Annotated in this window: 13 protein-coding genes; 10 read left to right on the top strand and 3 right to left on the bottom strand. The window is 68.6% G+C overall.

The annotated features are described in order from the left end of the window. Nucleotides 1-98: 98 nt before the first annotated feature. From ACFU8W_RS44875 to ACFU8W_RS44865, 3 genes are all read right to left on the bottom strand, one after another. Nucleotides 99-1448, bottom strand: coding sequence for an IS701 family transposase (locus ACFU8W_RS44875; RefSeq protein WP_384050833.1), 1350 nt, complete (start codon nucleotides 1446-1448; stop codon nucleotides 99-101). A gap of 98 nt (nucleotides 1449-1546) precedes the next feature. After that, nucleotides 1547-2677 (bottom strand): agmatine/peptidylarginine deiminase, encoded by a 1131-nt coding sequence (locus ACFU8W_RS44870; RefSeq protein ID WP_384050875.1) that lies wholly within the window; start codon nucleotides 2675-2677, stop codon nucleotides 1547-1549. Nucleotides 2678-2888: 211 nt separating this feature from the next. After that, nucleotides 2889-3590 (bottom strand): TetR/AcrR family transcriptional regulator, encoded by a 702-nt coding sequence (locus tag ACFU8W_RS44865; RefSeq protein WP_384050831.1) that lies wholly within the window; start codon nucleotides 3588-3590, stop codon nucleotides 2889-2891. A gap of 220 nt (nucleotides 3591-3810) precedes the next feature. On the opposite strand from ACFU8W_RS44865, the gene ACFU8W_RS44860 reads away from it, so the two are divergent. The 10 genes from ACFU8W_RS44860 to ACFU8W_RS44815 all read left to right on the top strand — a co-directional run bounded on the left by ACFU8W_RS44860 (nucleotide 3811) and on the right by ACFU8W_RS44815 (nucleotide 15665). Continuing rightward, a complete protein-coding gene (locus ACFU8W_RS44860) occupies nucleotides 3811-5361 on the top strand; it encodes a serine/threonine-protein kinase (protein WP_384050828.1) in 1551 nt (516 codons plus the stop codon). 329 nt (nucleotides 5362-5690) lie between these two features. Next, on the top strand, nucleotides 5691-6272 hold the full coding sequence (locus ACFU8W_RS44855; RefSeq protein WP_384050825.1) for a TetR/AcrR family transcriptional regulator: 582 nt from the start codon (nucleotides 5691-5693) through the stop codon (nucleotides 6270-6272). Nucleotides 6273-6641: 369 nt separating this feature from the next. Then, entirely contained in the window at nucleotides 6642-7370 is a 729-nt protein-coding gene (gene ureA / locus ACFU8W_RS44850; protein WP_384050822.1) for an urease subunit gamma, read from the top strand. Beyond that, nucleotides 7370-9118 (top strand): urease subunit alpha, encoded by a 1749-nt coding sequence (locus ACFU8W_RS44845; RefSeq protein WP_384050819.1) that lies wholly within the window; start codon nucleotides 7370-7372, stop codon nucleotides 9116-9118. Before ureA ends, ACFU8W_RS44845 begins: the two co-directional genes overlap by 1 nt. A gap of 190 nt (nucleotides 9119-9308) precedes the next feature. Then, a complete protein-coding gene (locus ACFU8W_RS44840; RefSeq protein ID WP_384050816.1) occupies nucleotides 9309-10322 on the top strand; it encodes an agmatine/peptidylarginine deiminase in 1014 nt (337 codons plus the stop codon). A gap of 98 nt (nucleotides 10323-10420) precedes the next feature. Then, nucleotides 10421-12082: an ABC transporter substrate-binding protein gene (locus tag ACFU8W_RS44835; RefSeq protein ID WP_384050813.1), complete on the top strand. Its 1662-nt coding sequence runs from the start codon at nucleotides 10421-10423 to the stop codon at nucleotides 12080-12082. Further along, nucleotides 12079-13038, top strand: a complete 960-nt coding sequence (locus ACFU8W_RS44830) for an ABC transporter permease (protein WP_384050810.1) — start codon at nucleotides 12079-12081, stop codon at nucleotides 13036-13038. The genes ACFU8W_RS44835 and ACFU8W_RS44830 overlap by 4 nt, the downstream gene beginning before the upstream one ends. After that, the gene (locus tag ACFU8W_RS44825) at nucleotides 13035-13889 is read left to right on the top strand and encodes an ABC transporter permease (protein WP_384050807.1); all 855 of its coding nucleotides are present in this window, start codon (nucleotides 13035-13037) and stop codon (nucleotides 13887-13889) included. Before ACFU8W_RS44830 ends, ACFU8W_RS44825 begins: the two co-directional genes overlap by 4 nt. Next, the gene (locus tag ACFU8W_RS44820; RefSeq protein WP_384050804.1) at nucleotides 13886-14863 is read left to right on the top strand and encodes an ABC transporter ATP-binding protein; all 978 of its coding nucleotides are present in this window, start codon (nucleotides 13886-13888) and stop codon (nucleotides 14861-14863) included. The genes ACFU8W_RS44825 and ACFU8W_RS44820 overlap by 4 nt, the downstream gene beginning before the upstream one ends. Next, the gene (locus tag ACFU8W_RS44815) at nucleotides 14856-15665 is read left to right on the top strand and encodes an ABC transporter ATP-binding protein (protein ID WP_384050801.1); all 810 of its coding nucleotides are present in this window, start codon (nucleotides 14856-14858) and stop codon (nucleotides 15663-15665) included. Before ACFU8W_RS44820 ends, ACFU8W_RS44815 begins: the two co-directional genes overlap by 8 nt. Nucleotides 15666-15674: the final 9 nt, after the last annotated feature.

Genomic DNA, 15674 nt, shown 5'->3' with positions numbered 1-15674 from the left:
GGCGATACACGTAGTCTGCCGATCAGCAGCAACGAACCCACCGCACTTTCGAGCACACCGCCAAAAGACACCGTGGGTTCCCGATGAAGGCCCCTCAGTCACGCTGAACCCACGGCGGACGTGTCAATCCCCTGGAACAGAGCTTGGTCATGGTCCTCGATCAAGGTTGGTGAGGTCATCAGGCGCGTGGTGGCAGGCGGGGCAGCGCCACAGGGAGCCGAGCAGCGCGATCTGGAAAAGAGCCACGATCTTGTACAGGCTGAGGTCGTGCCCTCGCCTTTTGGGTTGAGGCGATGCTCCAGGCAGAACAGGTGGGCTGCGGAGACCAGCGCCACGTGGTGGTGGAATCCCCGGTAGGTCCGGCCCTCGTAGTCGCCCAGGCCGAGGGCCTGTTCCATCTCACGGTAGTCGGTTTCGATGTACCAGCGGCTCGTCGCGTGCCTGACCAGGGCCGCGAGCGGAGTGTCCGCGGGCAGGTCGGTGATCCAGGACCGGAAGACGTCACCGCCGCGCTTGCGTCTCCACTGGATCAACAGGGTGCGCAGGGGCAGGAGCCGGTCGGCGGTGGACGCGACGTGCTCGCGCTCGATGATCCCGGCGATGTGCACCGGGATGGCGACGAACCAGCCGGAGCGGGCGCGGTGATCGGCGGTCCTGGCCCGGTAGACGAACCTGCGGGCCCGGTAGCGGTGTTCCGCGGAGACCTGGTCGACGGTGATGCTGGGACGCCTGCGCGCCCAGGCGGTGACCGGGGCTCCGGTGGCGGGCAGGACCACGGTGTGGCCGGTGACCGCCAGCAGCCAGCGGATACCCCGTGCGGTCAGACCGGTCCGGAAGGCGACGTTGGTGCCGTAGTCGCTGTCCGCCACGACCAGCGGCGGGGCCAGGCCCCACTGGCCGAGATCGTCGAGCAGGTCCAGGGCGATCCGCTGTTTGGTGCGGTGCGTGATCTCTGGCCCGATGCCCGCCTTCGCGCAGCGTGCCCGGTCCTCCGCCCAGCTCTGCGGCAGGAACAGCCGCCAGTGCAACGGCGACGCCCCCTGGCGCGAGACGGCGTGCACGGACACCGCGACCTGGCATAAGTGCTGTTCGCGTTCACCGCAGTGCTGCACGATGGCGCCGGCGGTGCCGTGCCCGTAGCGGACGAAGGGGTGGTCGTCGATCAGCCAGGCCGACGGCCGCAGCACCCGGTCCGCACGGGCTGCCACGCGCCGCATCACCTCGCGGTACTCCCAGGTGGACTGGGCGACGAAGTGGCCCAGGTTCTGCCGGGGGATGCCCAGGCGCTCGGCCATCGGTTCCACCGACTTGCGCCTGCCGTCCAGCATCAGCCCGCGCAGGTAATGCTGTCCGTAGCCACGCTGGCCCGCGTAGGCCAGATACGCGAAGACATCGCCGGTGAACTCGGCGAGATCCGCGTTCAGTTCCTCCACCGCCTGTCGGTCCATCCTCCTACCGTCCTCCCCACAGGCATGGTCAAACAGCTACTCCCGCGAACTGATCGAGGACCATGACCAAGCTCTGTTCCAGGGGATTGACAGCCGTGTCAGGCGGCCGGCTTGCCGGGCTGATCGTGGGTCGAGCAGTGGATACCACCGCCACCGGAGGCGATGGTGTCGATCTGGATCGGCACGATGTCGCGCTTGGGGAAGTGCTCCTGCAGGATCCCGCGGGCGCGGTCGTCGGCCTCCCGATCCCCGAACTTGGGCATGAACACCGCATCGTTGGCGATGTAGAAGTTGACATAGCTCGACACGAAGTCGTCACCCTGGCCCGTGATCTTGTCGAGGTCGGGCTGCGGCAGGTCGATGATCTCGAATCGTCGGCCCCGGGCGTCCGTGGCCTTGGAAAGTACGGACCTCGCCTGGTCGGAGGAGCGCGACCAGGAGTCGGCGGGCATCCCGGGGAACGCCTTGTCCAAGAGGACCACACCGGGTGCGGCGAACCGTACGAGGCTGTCGACGTGGGCATCGGTGATGTCTTCGCCGCGGACTCCAGCCAGCCAGATCACCTTCTTCAGGCCCAGGGTGTCCTTGAGTTCGGCCTCGATCTGGTCCCGGCTCTTGCCCCGATTACGGTTGTTGTTGACGATCGAGCTCTCGGTGATCAGCAGGGTTCCCTCGCCGTCGGTCTCGAAGGAGCCGCCCTCGGCGACCAGCGGCGCCTGGACGCGGGGGACCCCGTACTTCTGCAGCAGGGTGCGGCCGACGCGAGCGTCGTTCATGTGCACCTGCTTGTTACCCCACCCGTTGAAGTTGAAGTCGAGCCCGACGACCTTGCCGTTCTCCTTCACGAAGACGGGCACGATGTCGCGGGCCCACAGGTCGTCGACCTCCAGGGGGATGACCTCAACCTGGGAGCCGCAGGCCCGCTGGGCCGCGGCCAGCTGCGAGGGCCGGGCCATCACGATGACCTCTTCGTACTCCGCGACGGCACGCGCCACCCGCGCAATGTCCTTGCGTACGTAGGGCAGGTCCTTCCCCCAGACCGACTCCAGCGCAGGCCACGACATGAAGGTACGCGTGTGACTCTCCCACTCGGCGCCTATGTGTCGCTCTCCGCCCGTTTCAACATCCTTGCGCGGGCTGCCGGAAGCGCTGCGCTGCTGTCCGAGCTCGGCGGGGCCGCAGGCCGAGGCGCCAAGCACGACCGCGCCGACTCCGGCGAGCGTGCGCAGGACGGAACGGCGAGAGGGAGGCAGAACGGTCACAATGGGCTCCGATCGTGGACTGGCAGGACGGAGATATCCGGCCGAGAGGGGGGTCACGAGGCGGTATGGCAAGGGTCGCACGAGCCCTGATAACAGGGGCGCACGAGCCGCAACGCGCGCGGCTGGCATCCGCATAGCGGATACGGGCTGCGCCATCAGTGTCGTACTGACTGGAATTTCAGTCAAATTGCCTTCGCTGCGTAAGCGACGGGCGCGCGTTCAGCGTCGGGCTCCCGGGGGTCAGGCTCGGAGGGGTCGCTGCGGCCCGGAGATCATCCAGTTGCCCCGTTTCCACTGCGATCGCCTCCCTCATGAGCTCTCGAGCATGCTTCAGCGACAAGACGCCGCTCAGCCATCGCGCGCTGAGCCCTTCGAGTAGCGAGGTGAGTCGTTCGGCCGACGCGGCGAGGGCCGTTGCGGGTGCCGTCGGGTGTGCTCCGCCGAGGAGCTCTGCGACCTCGAGGACCCAGGTCAACCCGGCTTTGGTCAGATCACCCCGCAGTGCAGGGTCGAAGACCGCGCTGGCCCGCAGCTCGCCCCATGCGATGCTGTTCTCGCGAACCTCGGGCAGGTCCTGCAATTCCAGTAGGAAGGACTGCTCCAGCTCCCGCCTGGGGTTGGACGGCTTGGTGGGGTCGTTCCGCTCGGCGGTGTACCGTTCCGCCCGGTCGCTGATGAACTCCAGAGTACTGAGAAGGATGCCGGCCCGGTTCTTGAAGTGGTAGTAGATCAGTGCAGCGGACACGTCGGCTTCTGCTGCCAGCTCCTCTACCCGCAGCCCGCGCACCCCGCGGCGGGCTATGAGTCGGGCGGCCCCTTCCAAGATTGCCCTTCTGCGGTCCGTCGCCACTTGATCCCTCCTGGTGGTCTGCGCACCCATGGTGTCATATTGACTGAATTTTTAGTAAGAAGGATCAATCGCTGGGGTACGGTGCCCCCGGACGGGATGGGTTCGGCGGAGTCGTGGGCGGCTGTCGGTGCGCTGCGCCCGGCCGGATGCCCCAGTGGGTCGATCACCACGCGGTTCCGTCGGCCTCATTCATGTCCGCGCAAGCATTCTGCCCACCGCTTCGTCCTTCTCTCACTGAAAGAGCCACTGCATGTCCGCTCAGCTTCCCGGTGCGCAGCCCGCTCACGCGGCCCTGTCTGCCGACGACCCTCGTGAGATCGGTGGTTACCGTCTCCACGCCCGGCTGGGCTCAGGCGGCATGGGTGTGGTGTACCTGGCTCGTACGCCAGGTGGCCGGCCCATTGCTCTGAAGGTGGTGCGCGAGGAGTTCGCGGGGGATCCCGAGTTCCGGCAGCGTTTTGCCCAGGAAGTGGCCAGCGCTCGGCGCATTCATGGTCTGTTCACCGCGCAGGTGGTTGACTCGGGTGTGAACGACCCCACCCCATGGCTCGCCACGGCCTACGTTCCTGGCCCTTCGCTGCAGCAGGTGGTCCAGCGACACGGTCCGCTGCCGGTGCGTACGGTGCTGTTGCTCGTGGCCGGTATCGCGGAAGCTCTCCAGGCGATCCACCGCGCGGGCGTCGTCCACCGGGACCTCAAGCCCGCCAACGTATTGATCGCCGATGACGGTCCCCGTGTGATCGATTTCGGTATCGCTCGTGCGGCCGACGCCACGGCGCTGACCGGTACGGGGCTGCGGATCGGCACCGCCGCGTTCATGGCACCCGAGCAGGCTATGGGTCTGCCGGTGACGCCGGCGACCGACGTCTTCGCACTTGGGGCGCTCGCTGTGTACGTGGCAGGAGGTGCACCACCCTTCGGGCCAGGGCCCGAATCGGCCGCGCTTTACCGAGTGGTCCACGAGCAGCCCGACCTCACCCGGGTGCCCCACGACCTGCACGACCTGCTGTGGCGTTGCCTGGCCAAGAGCCCCGAGGACCGGCCCACCCCCGATGACCTGATCGCGGCCGTGCACGCCCATCCCCTCGTGGGTCTGCGCACCGAGTTCACCGACGGCTGGCTCCCTCACTCCGTCAGCAGCGGGATATCAGAGCATGAGCAGCCGTCGGCGCCGTCCCATGCCCAGTCCACGCTCACGGCCCCCGCAGTTGCGAAGTCGCACCCTGGAAACAGCGCCGGGACAGAACGCACCCGTCGTGGCGGGCGCCGCCTGCTCGTGACCGCTTCGGCGGCGGCCACGGCACTCGTACTGGCAGGCGTCATGGTGTATTACCTGGCCTATCCGCAGGAGGCGGGGGCAGGTTCTTCCGGGGCGCCCGCCCCGTTTTCCAGCGCGCCGCCTCGACCGTCCACGTCCTCACCTACAGCTGCCTACAAGTCGGATTACACGGACGCCGAACTCACCGCCCCGGACAGCACCTACGAATTCGATCTCAAGACCGGAACGGTGGTCCCCGCCGAGACGTCTTCCTGGTATCTGGCACGCGACGACACGGGGTTCGTCCAGCCCGAGGACAGCGACGCCTTCATCGCGGCCGGCGGCGATCTGAGCCTCGCCGACTGCATCCGGGGAATCGAGACGCAACCGGTGACCGCGCTGCCTTTCAGCGCCCTTGGCGACGAGCAGCCCTTCTGTGTCCGCAGCGCCGACCGGAAGAACATCGCCATCGTGCGTCTTGTTCAAGCGGCGACCGACAGCGATGCCGTCACCGTCGCCGTGGATCACTATCGAGCACAGTGACCGGGTGCAGGCGAGCGTGAAGCACCCTTCCGAGCGCATCGCCTGCCAGAAAGGCCCTGGGGAACCAGTCAGGTCCCTGAGCAAAGGTGCCAGTCGTCGGCCCTCAGTTCCGCGACAGCCGCGCCGACGGCATGACCAACTGCATGGCGCAGACAAGTGCCCTCACCTGAACGTCGTCCAGCTCAACCGTCGCCAGTGGTGGTGTGTCCGAATCGTAAACGCACCCGGACGCCCCCGTCGCCGCCCGCCGGGGCCGGGCCATGACTGTCCCGAACGCCCGGCCCCGGGCTGCGAACACGCGGCCGAGCAGGGCCGGTAGGGTTCGGGTCATGGCCTCTCGCAGTACTCAGATCCTCGAAGCGGCCGCCCGGGTGATCGCCCGGCGCGGGGTCCGCGGGCTGCGCGTGGAGGAGCTCGCCGTCGAGGCGGGTGTGTCCACCGCGCTGATCTACTACCACTTCAAGGACCGCACCGGGATCCTGCGCCAGACGCTCGAGTTCATCAACACCCGCGCCGAGCGCTACACCACCAGTCGCGACCCGGACGCCCCACCGCTCAGCCCCCGCGAAGAGCTCGACGACACTCTGCTCCTGGAACTCCAGGACACTGTCGAGGTGAGGGAGAACAGCTCGGCCTGGGGCGAGCTGCGGGCGAGCGCCGTCTTCGACGAGGAACTGCGCGAGGATCTCGCCAGGGCGACCTTGGTGTGGGCGCAGGAGGTGGCCGCGTTGCTGGGCCAGGTGCAGCCGATGGCGTCGGCGTCGTCACTCGCCGCAGCTGCCGAGCGGCTCACCGCCCTTCTGGAGGGCCTGAGTATGCGCTGGCTCAGCGGCGGAATCCGGATCGACCACGCGCGTGCCCTGATGCGGGGCGCCATCGATGCCGAACTGGCGCGGCTGGGACAGAATTAGCGCACCTCCCAGGGAGCGCACGGATGCCGGGCAACGCCCACCTCCGTGGGGCCGGCGGGGCGCAGCAGGACCCAGGCACCTGTGTCCGGAAGGGCTCGCATCGCTTCACCCGATGTATTGACTGATTTTTCAGTCAGTGTCACAGTGGTTCCTCCGGCGGCCATTTCAGCCACACGGGCCACTTAGAGGGCTGGAGCCGGGCCATCTTCGCCCGCCCGCTTCTGCGCATCTGCAGCGGTGCGGCCTCGGCAAACATCTGCCCGCGCCCGCGCGGCGATCCCTGCCGGCGTCCTGCCGACCTTCCGGAGAAGGAATGAAGACCATGTTTTCGACCGACGTGTCCGCCGGTGACGTGGGTCGGGGGCCGTCGTGCCCTTGACTCCCACCGAGCGTGACCGACTGTTGCTGTTCACCGCCGCCGAGCTCGCACGGACGCGTCACGCACGGGGGCTGAGGCTCAACGTTCCGGAGGCGACGTCACTGATCGCGGACACCGTCTGTGAAGCGGCGCGTGGTGGGCTCCGTTTGGCCGCTGCCCTCGAACGCGGCCGCACTGTGTTGGGCCCCGACGACGTCCTGCCCGGCGTCATCGACATCGTCACGGAGATCCAGGTCGAGGCCGTCTTCGATGACGGCACCCGCCTCGCTGTCATTAGCGACCCGTTCGGCGCCTGGGCGCGGAACGACGGCGCCCCGGGGGCCGTACTGCCCGCGTCGGACACCGTGGACGCGCCCGAGCCGGTCACGACGCTGACCGTGCGCAACACGGCAGCGGTCCCCGTGAGCGTCACCTCTCACTTCCACTTCTTCGAGGCCAATCCGCGCCTCGACTTCGACCGCGCCGCCGCCTACGGCATGCGCCTGGCCGTCGCCGCCGGATCGTCCACACGTTTCGACGCCGGTGAGACCGCCGAGGTTGGACTCGTCCCGATCGGCGGCGCCCGCGTCACGATCGGCTTCGCGGGCCTGGTCGACGGCCCACTGGACGCGCCCGGCGCGAAGGAAGAGGCCCTGCGTCGCGCAGCGGCCTGCGGCTACCTGGGCACAAGCAGCGCGGACAGCGCGCAGGGCGCCGCTGCTGTGCAAGGAACGGACTGATGAGCAAGCAGACCAGGCACAGTGATCACTGTGCGCCGGGCAGCCGGCACATAGACCCCCATGAGTACGCCACCGTGCACGGTCCCCGGGCCGGTGACCGCGTCCGGCTCGGCGACTCGGGGCTCGTCGTCAGGGTGGAGTCCGACTCCCAGGCGCCGGGCGACGAGTTCCTGGCCGGTTTCGGCAAGACCGCCCGCGACGGGCTGCATCTCAAGGCCGCGGCCGTCCGCGCGACCTGCGACGTCGTCATCAGCAACGTTCTCGTGATCGACGCCGTGCAGGGCATCCGCAAGGTATCCATCGGCATTCGAGAGGGCCGCATTCACGCCATCGGCCGTGCGGGGAACCCCGACACCCTCGATGGCGTGGATGTCGCCGTCGGCACCGGCACGACCATCATCTCCGGCGAGGGCCTGATCGCCACCGCCGGGGCCATCGACACCCACGTGCACCTGCTCTCGCCGCGAATCATGGAGGCGTCGCTCGCGAGCGGTGTCACCACGATCATCGGCCAGGAGTACGGGCCGATGTGGGGTGTCGGCGTCAACTCGCCCTGGGCCCTCAAGCGCGCCTTCAACGCCTTCGACGCCTGGCCCGTCAACATAGGCTTCCTCGCCCGCGGCTCGTCCTCCGACCCGGCCCCGCTGGTCGAGGCGCTCGCCGAGGGCGGTGCCTGCGGCTTCAAGGTCCACGAGGACCTCGGCGCCCACACCCGCGCCCTGGACACCGCCTTGCGCGTGGCCGAGGAGCACGATGTCCAGGTCGCCCTGCACAGCGACGGCCTCAACGAGTGCCTCTCCGTCGAGGACACGCTCGCCGTGCTGGAGGGGCGCACGATCCACGCCTTCCACATCGAGGGCTGCGGTGGCGGACACGTCCCCAACGTGCTGAAGATGGCGGGCGTCCCGAACGTCATCGGCTCCTCCACCAACCCCACGCTCCCCTTCGGCCGCGATGCCATAGACGAGCACTACGGCATGATCGTCTCCGTTCACGCACTCAAGACGGACCTCCCCGGCGACGCGGCCATGGCCCGCGACCGGATCCGGGCCGGCACCATGGGCGCGGAGGACGTCCTGCACGACCTCGGCGCCATCGCGATCACCTCCTCCGACGCCCAGGGCATGGGCCGCGCCGGCGAGACCGTACGCCGGACGTTCGCCATGGCAGGGAAGATGAAGGCCGAGCTCGGCCCCATGGATGGCGACAGCGCACACGATGACAACGCGCGTGTGCTCCGCTACATCGCCAAGCTCACCATCAACCCGGCCATCGCCCATGGCCTCTCCCACGAGGTCGGCTCCATCGAAGTCGGCAAGATGGCGGACATCGTGCTCTGGCGCCCCCCGTTCTTCGGTGCCAAACCGCAGATGGTTCTCAAGTCCGGATTCCCGGCCTACGGCGTCACCGGCGACCCGAACGCTGCCACCGACACCTGCGAACCGCTGGTACTGGGCCCGCTGTTCGGGGCGCATGGATCGGCGCCGGCGGACCTGTCGGTCGCCTTCGTCAGCCGTGCCGCGGCCGAGTCGGGGAGCTTCGGGCGACCGTACGACGCGATGGCCACCAGGCGGCGCCGTGTCGCCGTACAGGGCACGCGCGGCATCGGGCCGGCGAGCATGGTCAACAACGCCCGCCTCGGGCACATTGAAGTCGACGGTCGCAGCGGGCTGGTGACCCTCGACGGGGATCCGCTGCGGTCCGAGCCGGCGCAGCAGGTCTCCCTCAGCCGCCTCTACTTCCTGTGACGCTTCCCCCGTGAGCCCGCCTGGTCTCGAATCGTCGAGCGGGCAAGAATTCCAGACAGCCTTTCCCTTGACTGAATTTTCAGTCGAGTGGAAGATTCACCCACCCCGTGCTCGTCCTGTGGCTTGAACCGGCCTTGCGCTTGGCCGGCGGCCGTCGACCGGTACGTCTGGCGAGAAGAAGAGAGACGTGATGACTGCATTCCGTATGCCTGCCGAGTGGTCCGAGCACGAGGGGTGCCTGATGGCCTGGCCCACCCGTCCGGATCTGTGGGGCAGCGTGCTGACCGAGGTCAAGGAGGAGTACGCGAACGTCGCCCGGGCCATCGCCGGGTTCGAGCCGGTGACCATGGTTGCTCCTCCCGGCCACGGCGACGACGCCCGGGGCTTGTGCGGCCCGGAGATCACCGTGGTGGAGCTGCCGCTGGACGACTCGTGGTTTCGTGACTCCGCCCCGCTGTTCGTCCTCGATGGCGACGGCCGCCGCGCCGGGGTGGACTTCCGCTTCAACGCCTGGGGCGGCAAGCACCACCCGTACGACGCCGACGACCGGGTCAGCGCACTGCTGCTGGAGCACCTCGGGGTGGAGCGCATCCACTCCGGCATGATCCTCGAAGGTGGAGCAATCACGGTCGACGGTGAGGGGACCCTGATCACCACTGAGCAGTGCCTGCTCCACCCCAACCGCAATCCGGGCCTGAGCCGGGACGACATCGAGGCCGAGCTGAAGTCCCGGCTCGGCGTCAGCAAGGTTGTCTGGCTTCCTTACGGCGGGCTGCTCGACACCGAGACGGACGGGCACGTCGACGGGGTCTGCGCCTTCGCGGCACCCGGCAAGGTCGTGGTCTCCCTTCCCGAGGACCCCGACCACCCCGACTACGCGCGGATGCGCGCCAACCGCGCGGTGCTGGAGGTCACCACCGACGCTCAGGGCCGGTCGCTGGAGATCATCGACGTCCCGCAGGTGGCGTTCGCCGACGTCGCCGGTGACGAGGTCGAGGTGTCGTACCTGAACTACTACGTCGCCAACGGCGGCGTAGTCGTCCCCGTCGCCGGGGTGCCGCAGGACGAGGACGCGCTCGCGGTGATCGCCTCGGCCTACCCCGGCCGCAAGGTCGTCGGGGTGCGGGCACCCGTGATCGCGTTCGGTGGCGGCGGCGTCCACTGCATCACACAGCAGATCCCCGCCATCCGTCCCCTCCCGTAGCCCCTGACCGCACCGACCGCTCCTGCCGGACCGTCCTCGCGGTCCGGCAGCCTCCCGTATTCACATACGGTCACCACGTACGGAAAGAGAGCGCGACGATGACCACACCCCCACTCCGCACCAGCAGACGCACGCGCGTCCTGACCGGCCGACTCGCCGCCGCAACAGCCGTCCTGTCCTCCGTGGCCCTGCTCGCGGCCTGCTCCGGACCGCCCAAGAACGGCGGGGGCGCCTCCGACGATTTCACCCTGTCCAAGCAGACGCCCAAGGCCAAGGGGGACATCGACTCCTTCACCTGGGCCACTTACGCCGAGCCGCCCACGCTCGACTACACCGTGGCGTTCGACTACCCCCAGAACACGATCCTCTCCAACGTGTGCGAGAGCCTGATGCGTTGGACGCCAGGGCTCACCATGGAGCCGGGCCTGGCGCAGAAGGCGTCGAACCCTGACCCCACGACCTGGGTCTACGATCTGCGCTCGGGTGTGCGGTTCCACGACGGCAAGGAGATGACGGCCGACGACGTGGTCTTCAGCCTCGGCCGGCAGATGGACCCGAAGAACGCCGCCGCCTGGGCCCAGGTCTTCCAGAACGTCGCTTCCGTGAAGAAGACCGGACCGCTGCAGGTCACCGTCAAGCTGAAGAAGCCCGACTCGCAGTTCCCGCAGTACATGGCGACCGCCGCGGGTGTGGTGGCCTCCAGGGCCGGCGTCAAGGCGGCGGGCAAGGACTACGGCACCACCGGTGACCTCGCCTGCACCGGCCCGTTCAAACTCGGCACGTGGAGCAAGGGCCAGTCGATCGAGCTCGACCGCTTCGACGGCTACTGGGGGACGAAGGCCAAGTCCAAGAAGGCCGTGTTCCGGTTCCTGACCGACCCGTCCGCCCGCACCAACGCCATGCTCAGCGGGGAGGCCGACGGCGGCTACCTGATACCCACCGAGAGCTACGGCCGCCTGCGCGACAGCGGCGTGGGCACCCTGTACTTCGGCGAGGGCCTGACCACGGTCAACGTCAACGTCACCAACATGGAGGGCCTGCTCGGCGACGTCCGAGTCCGTCGCGCGCTGTCCCTGGCCATGGACCGGTCCGGGTTCGTCAAGACGGGCCTCGCCGGCGCGGGCACCAGCACCAACTCAATCACCCCCCGGGCCGTCTGGGCCGAAGCCTCGGAGCCGACCCGGAAGGCTGCCCTTGATGCGCTGCCGCCCGCGAAACAGGACATCGAGAAGGCCAAGGCGCTGATCAAGCAGGCCGGTGCCACCGGCAAGAAGCTGACCATGGCCACCAGTCCCATCGGCCAGGACGTCTCTCTCCTCGCCACTGCGGTCCAGGCGGCCGGCACTCGGATCGGCCTGGACATCCGCCTCAAGACCATCGCCCCGAACGCCTTCACCGCGCTGTTCACCGACCCCAAGGCGCGCGAGGGCATCGACATGTTCCCGTACACCTCGTACTACAACATCAGCGACCCGCTGGACCTGCTGACGAACTTCAGGACGGGCGCCTACCTGAACTTCGCCGGCTACAGCGACAAGGGCTACGACAAGCTCGTCGACCAGGCCACCGCCGTCTACCAGCCGGAACAGCGGATGGAGATCGAGGCCAAGCTGCAGAAGCACGCCGCCGAGAACGTGCTGTGGATACCGGTCGCCGAGTGGCCCACTTCGGTCTTCCTCAACAAGAGGATCACCGGCGCCCCCACCACCATCTCGTACATGTACTACCCGTGGGCCGCCGATGTCGGGGCCGCGAAGTGAACTTCGTGAGATTCGCCGTACGACGGCTGGCGGAGATGACCGCCACCCTGCTCGGTGCGTCGTTCGTGGTGTTCGGCGCCATGTACCTGGCGCCGGGCAACCCGGCCAGCTTCCTGCTCTCGGGCCGCTCGGCCTCACCGGAGGCCCTCGCCGCGATCAAGGCCCAGTATCACCTGGACGACCCATTCTTCATCCGGTACCTGCGATGGCTCGGCGATATGGTGCAGGGAGACTTCGGCCGGTCCATCACCTACCGCACCGACGTCTCACGCCTCCTGGCCGACCGCCTGCCCACCACGCTGCTGCTCGTCGTGATGGCGCTGATTGTGGTTGCGGTGATCGGCCTGCTCCTTGGATGGATCGGCGCCGTGCGTGGCGGTGGCATCGATTCCGCCATCCTGGTGAGCACCACGTTCGCCGTCGGCACCCCTTCCTTCGTCGCGGCCGTGCTCCTCCAGGGCCTGTTCGCCGTGAAGCTGGGGTGGTTCCCCAGCAGCGGCGCCGGCGACGGCTTCGGGGACAAGCTCTGGCACCTGACCCTCCCCGCGATCGCCCTCGCGCTCTACCTGATCGGCATGCTCGCCCGGGTGACCCGCTCCACGATGCTCGAAGCGCTCGACAGCGAGCACGTCACCGTCGCCCGCAGTCGCGGCGTTCCCGAACGCCAGGTCATCCGCCGCCATGTGTTCCGCAACTCCCTGGGCACGATCCTGACCACCGGGGGCCTGATCGTCTCGACCCTCCTGGTCTGCACGATCCTGGTGGAGACCGCCTTCAGCATCGGTGGCGTCGGCCAGCTCCTGGAGCTTTCCACCACCACCAAGGACTTCCCGACCGTCCAGGCCATCTCCCTGATCATCGTCGCCCTGTTCATGATCGTGAACCTCATCGTCGACCTGCTGCTTCCTGTGGTCGACCCGCGGATCACCCTCGGATCGAGGAGGTCCGGCGCATGACCGCCATCCTCACCCGCCGGCCGGGACTCGCCAGAATCCGCACCGCCCGGTCCCCGCTCTACCTGGTCTGCCTGGGCTTCGTCGCCCTCGTGACCGCCGCAGCCCTGCTCGCGCCCTGGGTGGTGGCTCACGACCCCAACGCGGTCGACCTCGGCAACGCACTCGCCGGACCCTCCGCCGAGCATCCGCTGGGTGTGGACGCGGCCGGCCGCGACACGCTCTCCCGCCTGCTGCTGGGCGCCCGTACTTCCCTGCTGGGTCCCCTCGGAGTGGTCGTCTTCTCCACCCTCGCCGGAATAGCCGTCGGCATGGCCGCTGCCTGGAGGGGCGGCTGGCTCGACTCCGTCCTCTCCCGCAGCACGGAACTGGTCTTCGCCTTTCCCGGGATGCTGCTGGCGATCCTCATCATCTCGGTCTACGGCGAAGGGCTCCTCGCCCCGGTCATCGCCCTGTCCATCGCATACCTGCCCTATGTCAGCCGCCTGACCCGCTCCCTGGTCCTGGCCGAACGCGAACGCCCCTACGTCAGCGCCTACCAGGTCCAGGGCCACTCCGGACTCCAGATCTGTCTGCGCCACATCCTGCCCAACGTCGCCCCCGTCGTCCTCGCCCAGTCCACCATCAACTTCGGCTATGCCCTGATGGACCTCGCGGCCCTCTCCTTCCTCGGACTGGGCATTCCCGCGCTCACCCCCGACTGGGGCCGCATGGTCTTCGACGGGCAGACCGCCATCCAGCGCGGCTACCCTCTGTCCGCGATCCTGCCCTGCGTGCTCATCGTGCTGACCGTCGTCGCGTTCAACGTGGTGGGGGAACGCTGGGCCGACCGCGTCGCCAGGAGAGACCGATGAACACACTCGACATCCAGGGGCTTCGGATCACTCTGCCCGGCACCGCCCGCCCGGTCCTCGACGGCATCGACCTCACTGTCGGCGCCGGCGAGACCGTGGCTCTCGTCGGCGAGTCCGGCTCCGGAAAGACGCTCACCTCACGCAGCGCACTGCGCCTCCTGCCGCCGGCCGCCATCACCGAAGGCGCCGTCCGGGTCGACGGACACGACGTGCTCACCATGGACGCAGACCAGCTACGCGCCCTGCGCACCGGCACGGTCGCCATGATCTTCCAGGACCCGCGCGCCGCCATCAATCCGCTTCGCCGCATCGGTGACTTCCTCACCGAGAGCGTCCGGCTGACCAAGGCCATGAACCAGGCGGAGGCCACTGCCCAGGCGTGTGAACTCCTCGAGGCGGTGGGTCTGGACGCCTCCGCGCTGCAGAAGTACCCCGGCCAGGTATCCGGCGGCATGCTCCAGCGCGTCATGATCGCCACCGCCCTGATGGGAGATCCGGCTCTCCTGCTCGCCGACGAGCCCACCACGGCGCTGGACGTCACCACCCAGGCCGAGGTCATCGCCCTCCTCAGCCGGCTGCGCGAACGCTTCGGCACCGGGCTGCTGTTCGTCACCCACGATCTCGACCTCGCCGCGGCCATCAGCGACCGTGTCTATGTCATGTACGCCGGACGGATCGCCGAAAGCGGCCCCGCGGAAGCGCTCTTCGCGCACCCCCGCCACCCGTACACGGCTGCCCTGCTCGCCTCCACCCCCCGGATGGAAGGCCCCCAAGGCCGGCTCGCCGCCATCGACGGCCAGCCTCCCGACCTGCGCCAGGCACTGCACGGCTGTGCCTTCGCCGCCCGGTGTCCCCTCGCGACCGAGATCTGTGAGCGGGACGTACCGTCGGCGCTGTCCGCCCCGGGCAGGCCGGAACACCAGGCCGCCTGTCACCACAGTGACCGGCTCGAAGGGAGCGCTGTCGATGCCTGAGAACGTACTGGTCGTCAGAGGCCTGAAGCGGACCTTCGGAGCCGTACGCGCCGTGGATGACGTGTCCTTCACCCTGCTGGAGGGCGGATCCCTCGGCATCGTGGGCGAATCCGGCTCAGGCAAGACCACCACGGCCCGGATAGTCGTCGGCCTGGAGCAGGCCGACGACGGCAAGGTCCTGGTCCGCGGCCGGTCCAGAACCGGGCGTGACCGCAGTGCCGACCGAGGCCGGTCACGGCGTCTCGCCCGGGCCCGCGAGGTCCAGATGGTCTTCCAGGATCCCTACCTCTCCCTCGACCCGAGGACGAGCGTCGAGGCGGCCCTCCGCGAGACGCTGCGTCTCCACTTTCCCGACAGGGACCCCGCACAGCGCATACGTGAGCTCCTCGACCAGGTGGGCCTTGGAACACGCGCCGCCGACGCGCTGCCGCGTCAACTCTCCGGCGGGCAGCGCCAGCGCGTGGCCATAGCGCGGGCCCTGGCCGTCGAGCCCGCCGTACTCGTCCTGGACGAAGCGGTCGCCGCACTCGACGTGTCGGTGCAGGCACAGATCCTCAACCTCCTGGCCGACATCAGGGAGCAGACCGCGGTCGGGTACCTGTTCATCACCCACGACCTCGGCGTGGTCCGGTGCGTCACCGACGAGATCGTCGTCATGCGCCACGGTGCCGTTGTCGAGGCGGGCCCCACGGCCGAGGTGCTCGCCGCACCGCAACACCCTTACACCCGGCTTCTCCTGGAGTCCGTCCCCCGCCCCGGCTGGGACCCGGAACTGATCGCGGCCGCCCGCCGGGCGCTGTAGCCGGCCCAT

Origin of the sequence: Streptomyces sp. NPDC057565 (assembly GCF_042801455.1) — a bacterium.
In the GTDB taxonomy this organism is placed as follows: Bacteria; Actinomycetota; Actinomycetes; order Streptomycetales; family Streptomycetaceae; genus Streptomyces; species Streptomyces yanii.
Note: the sequence above shows the minus strand (reverse complement) of the source record. Positions and strands in the feature narration are given on the sequence as shown.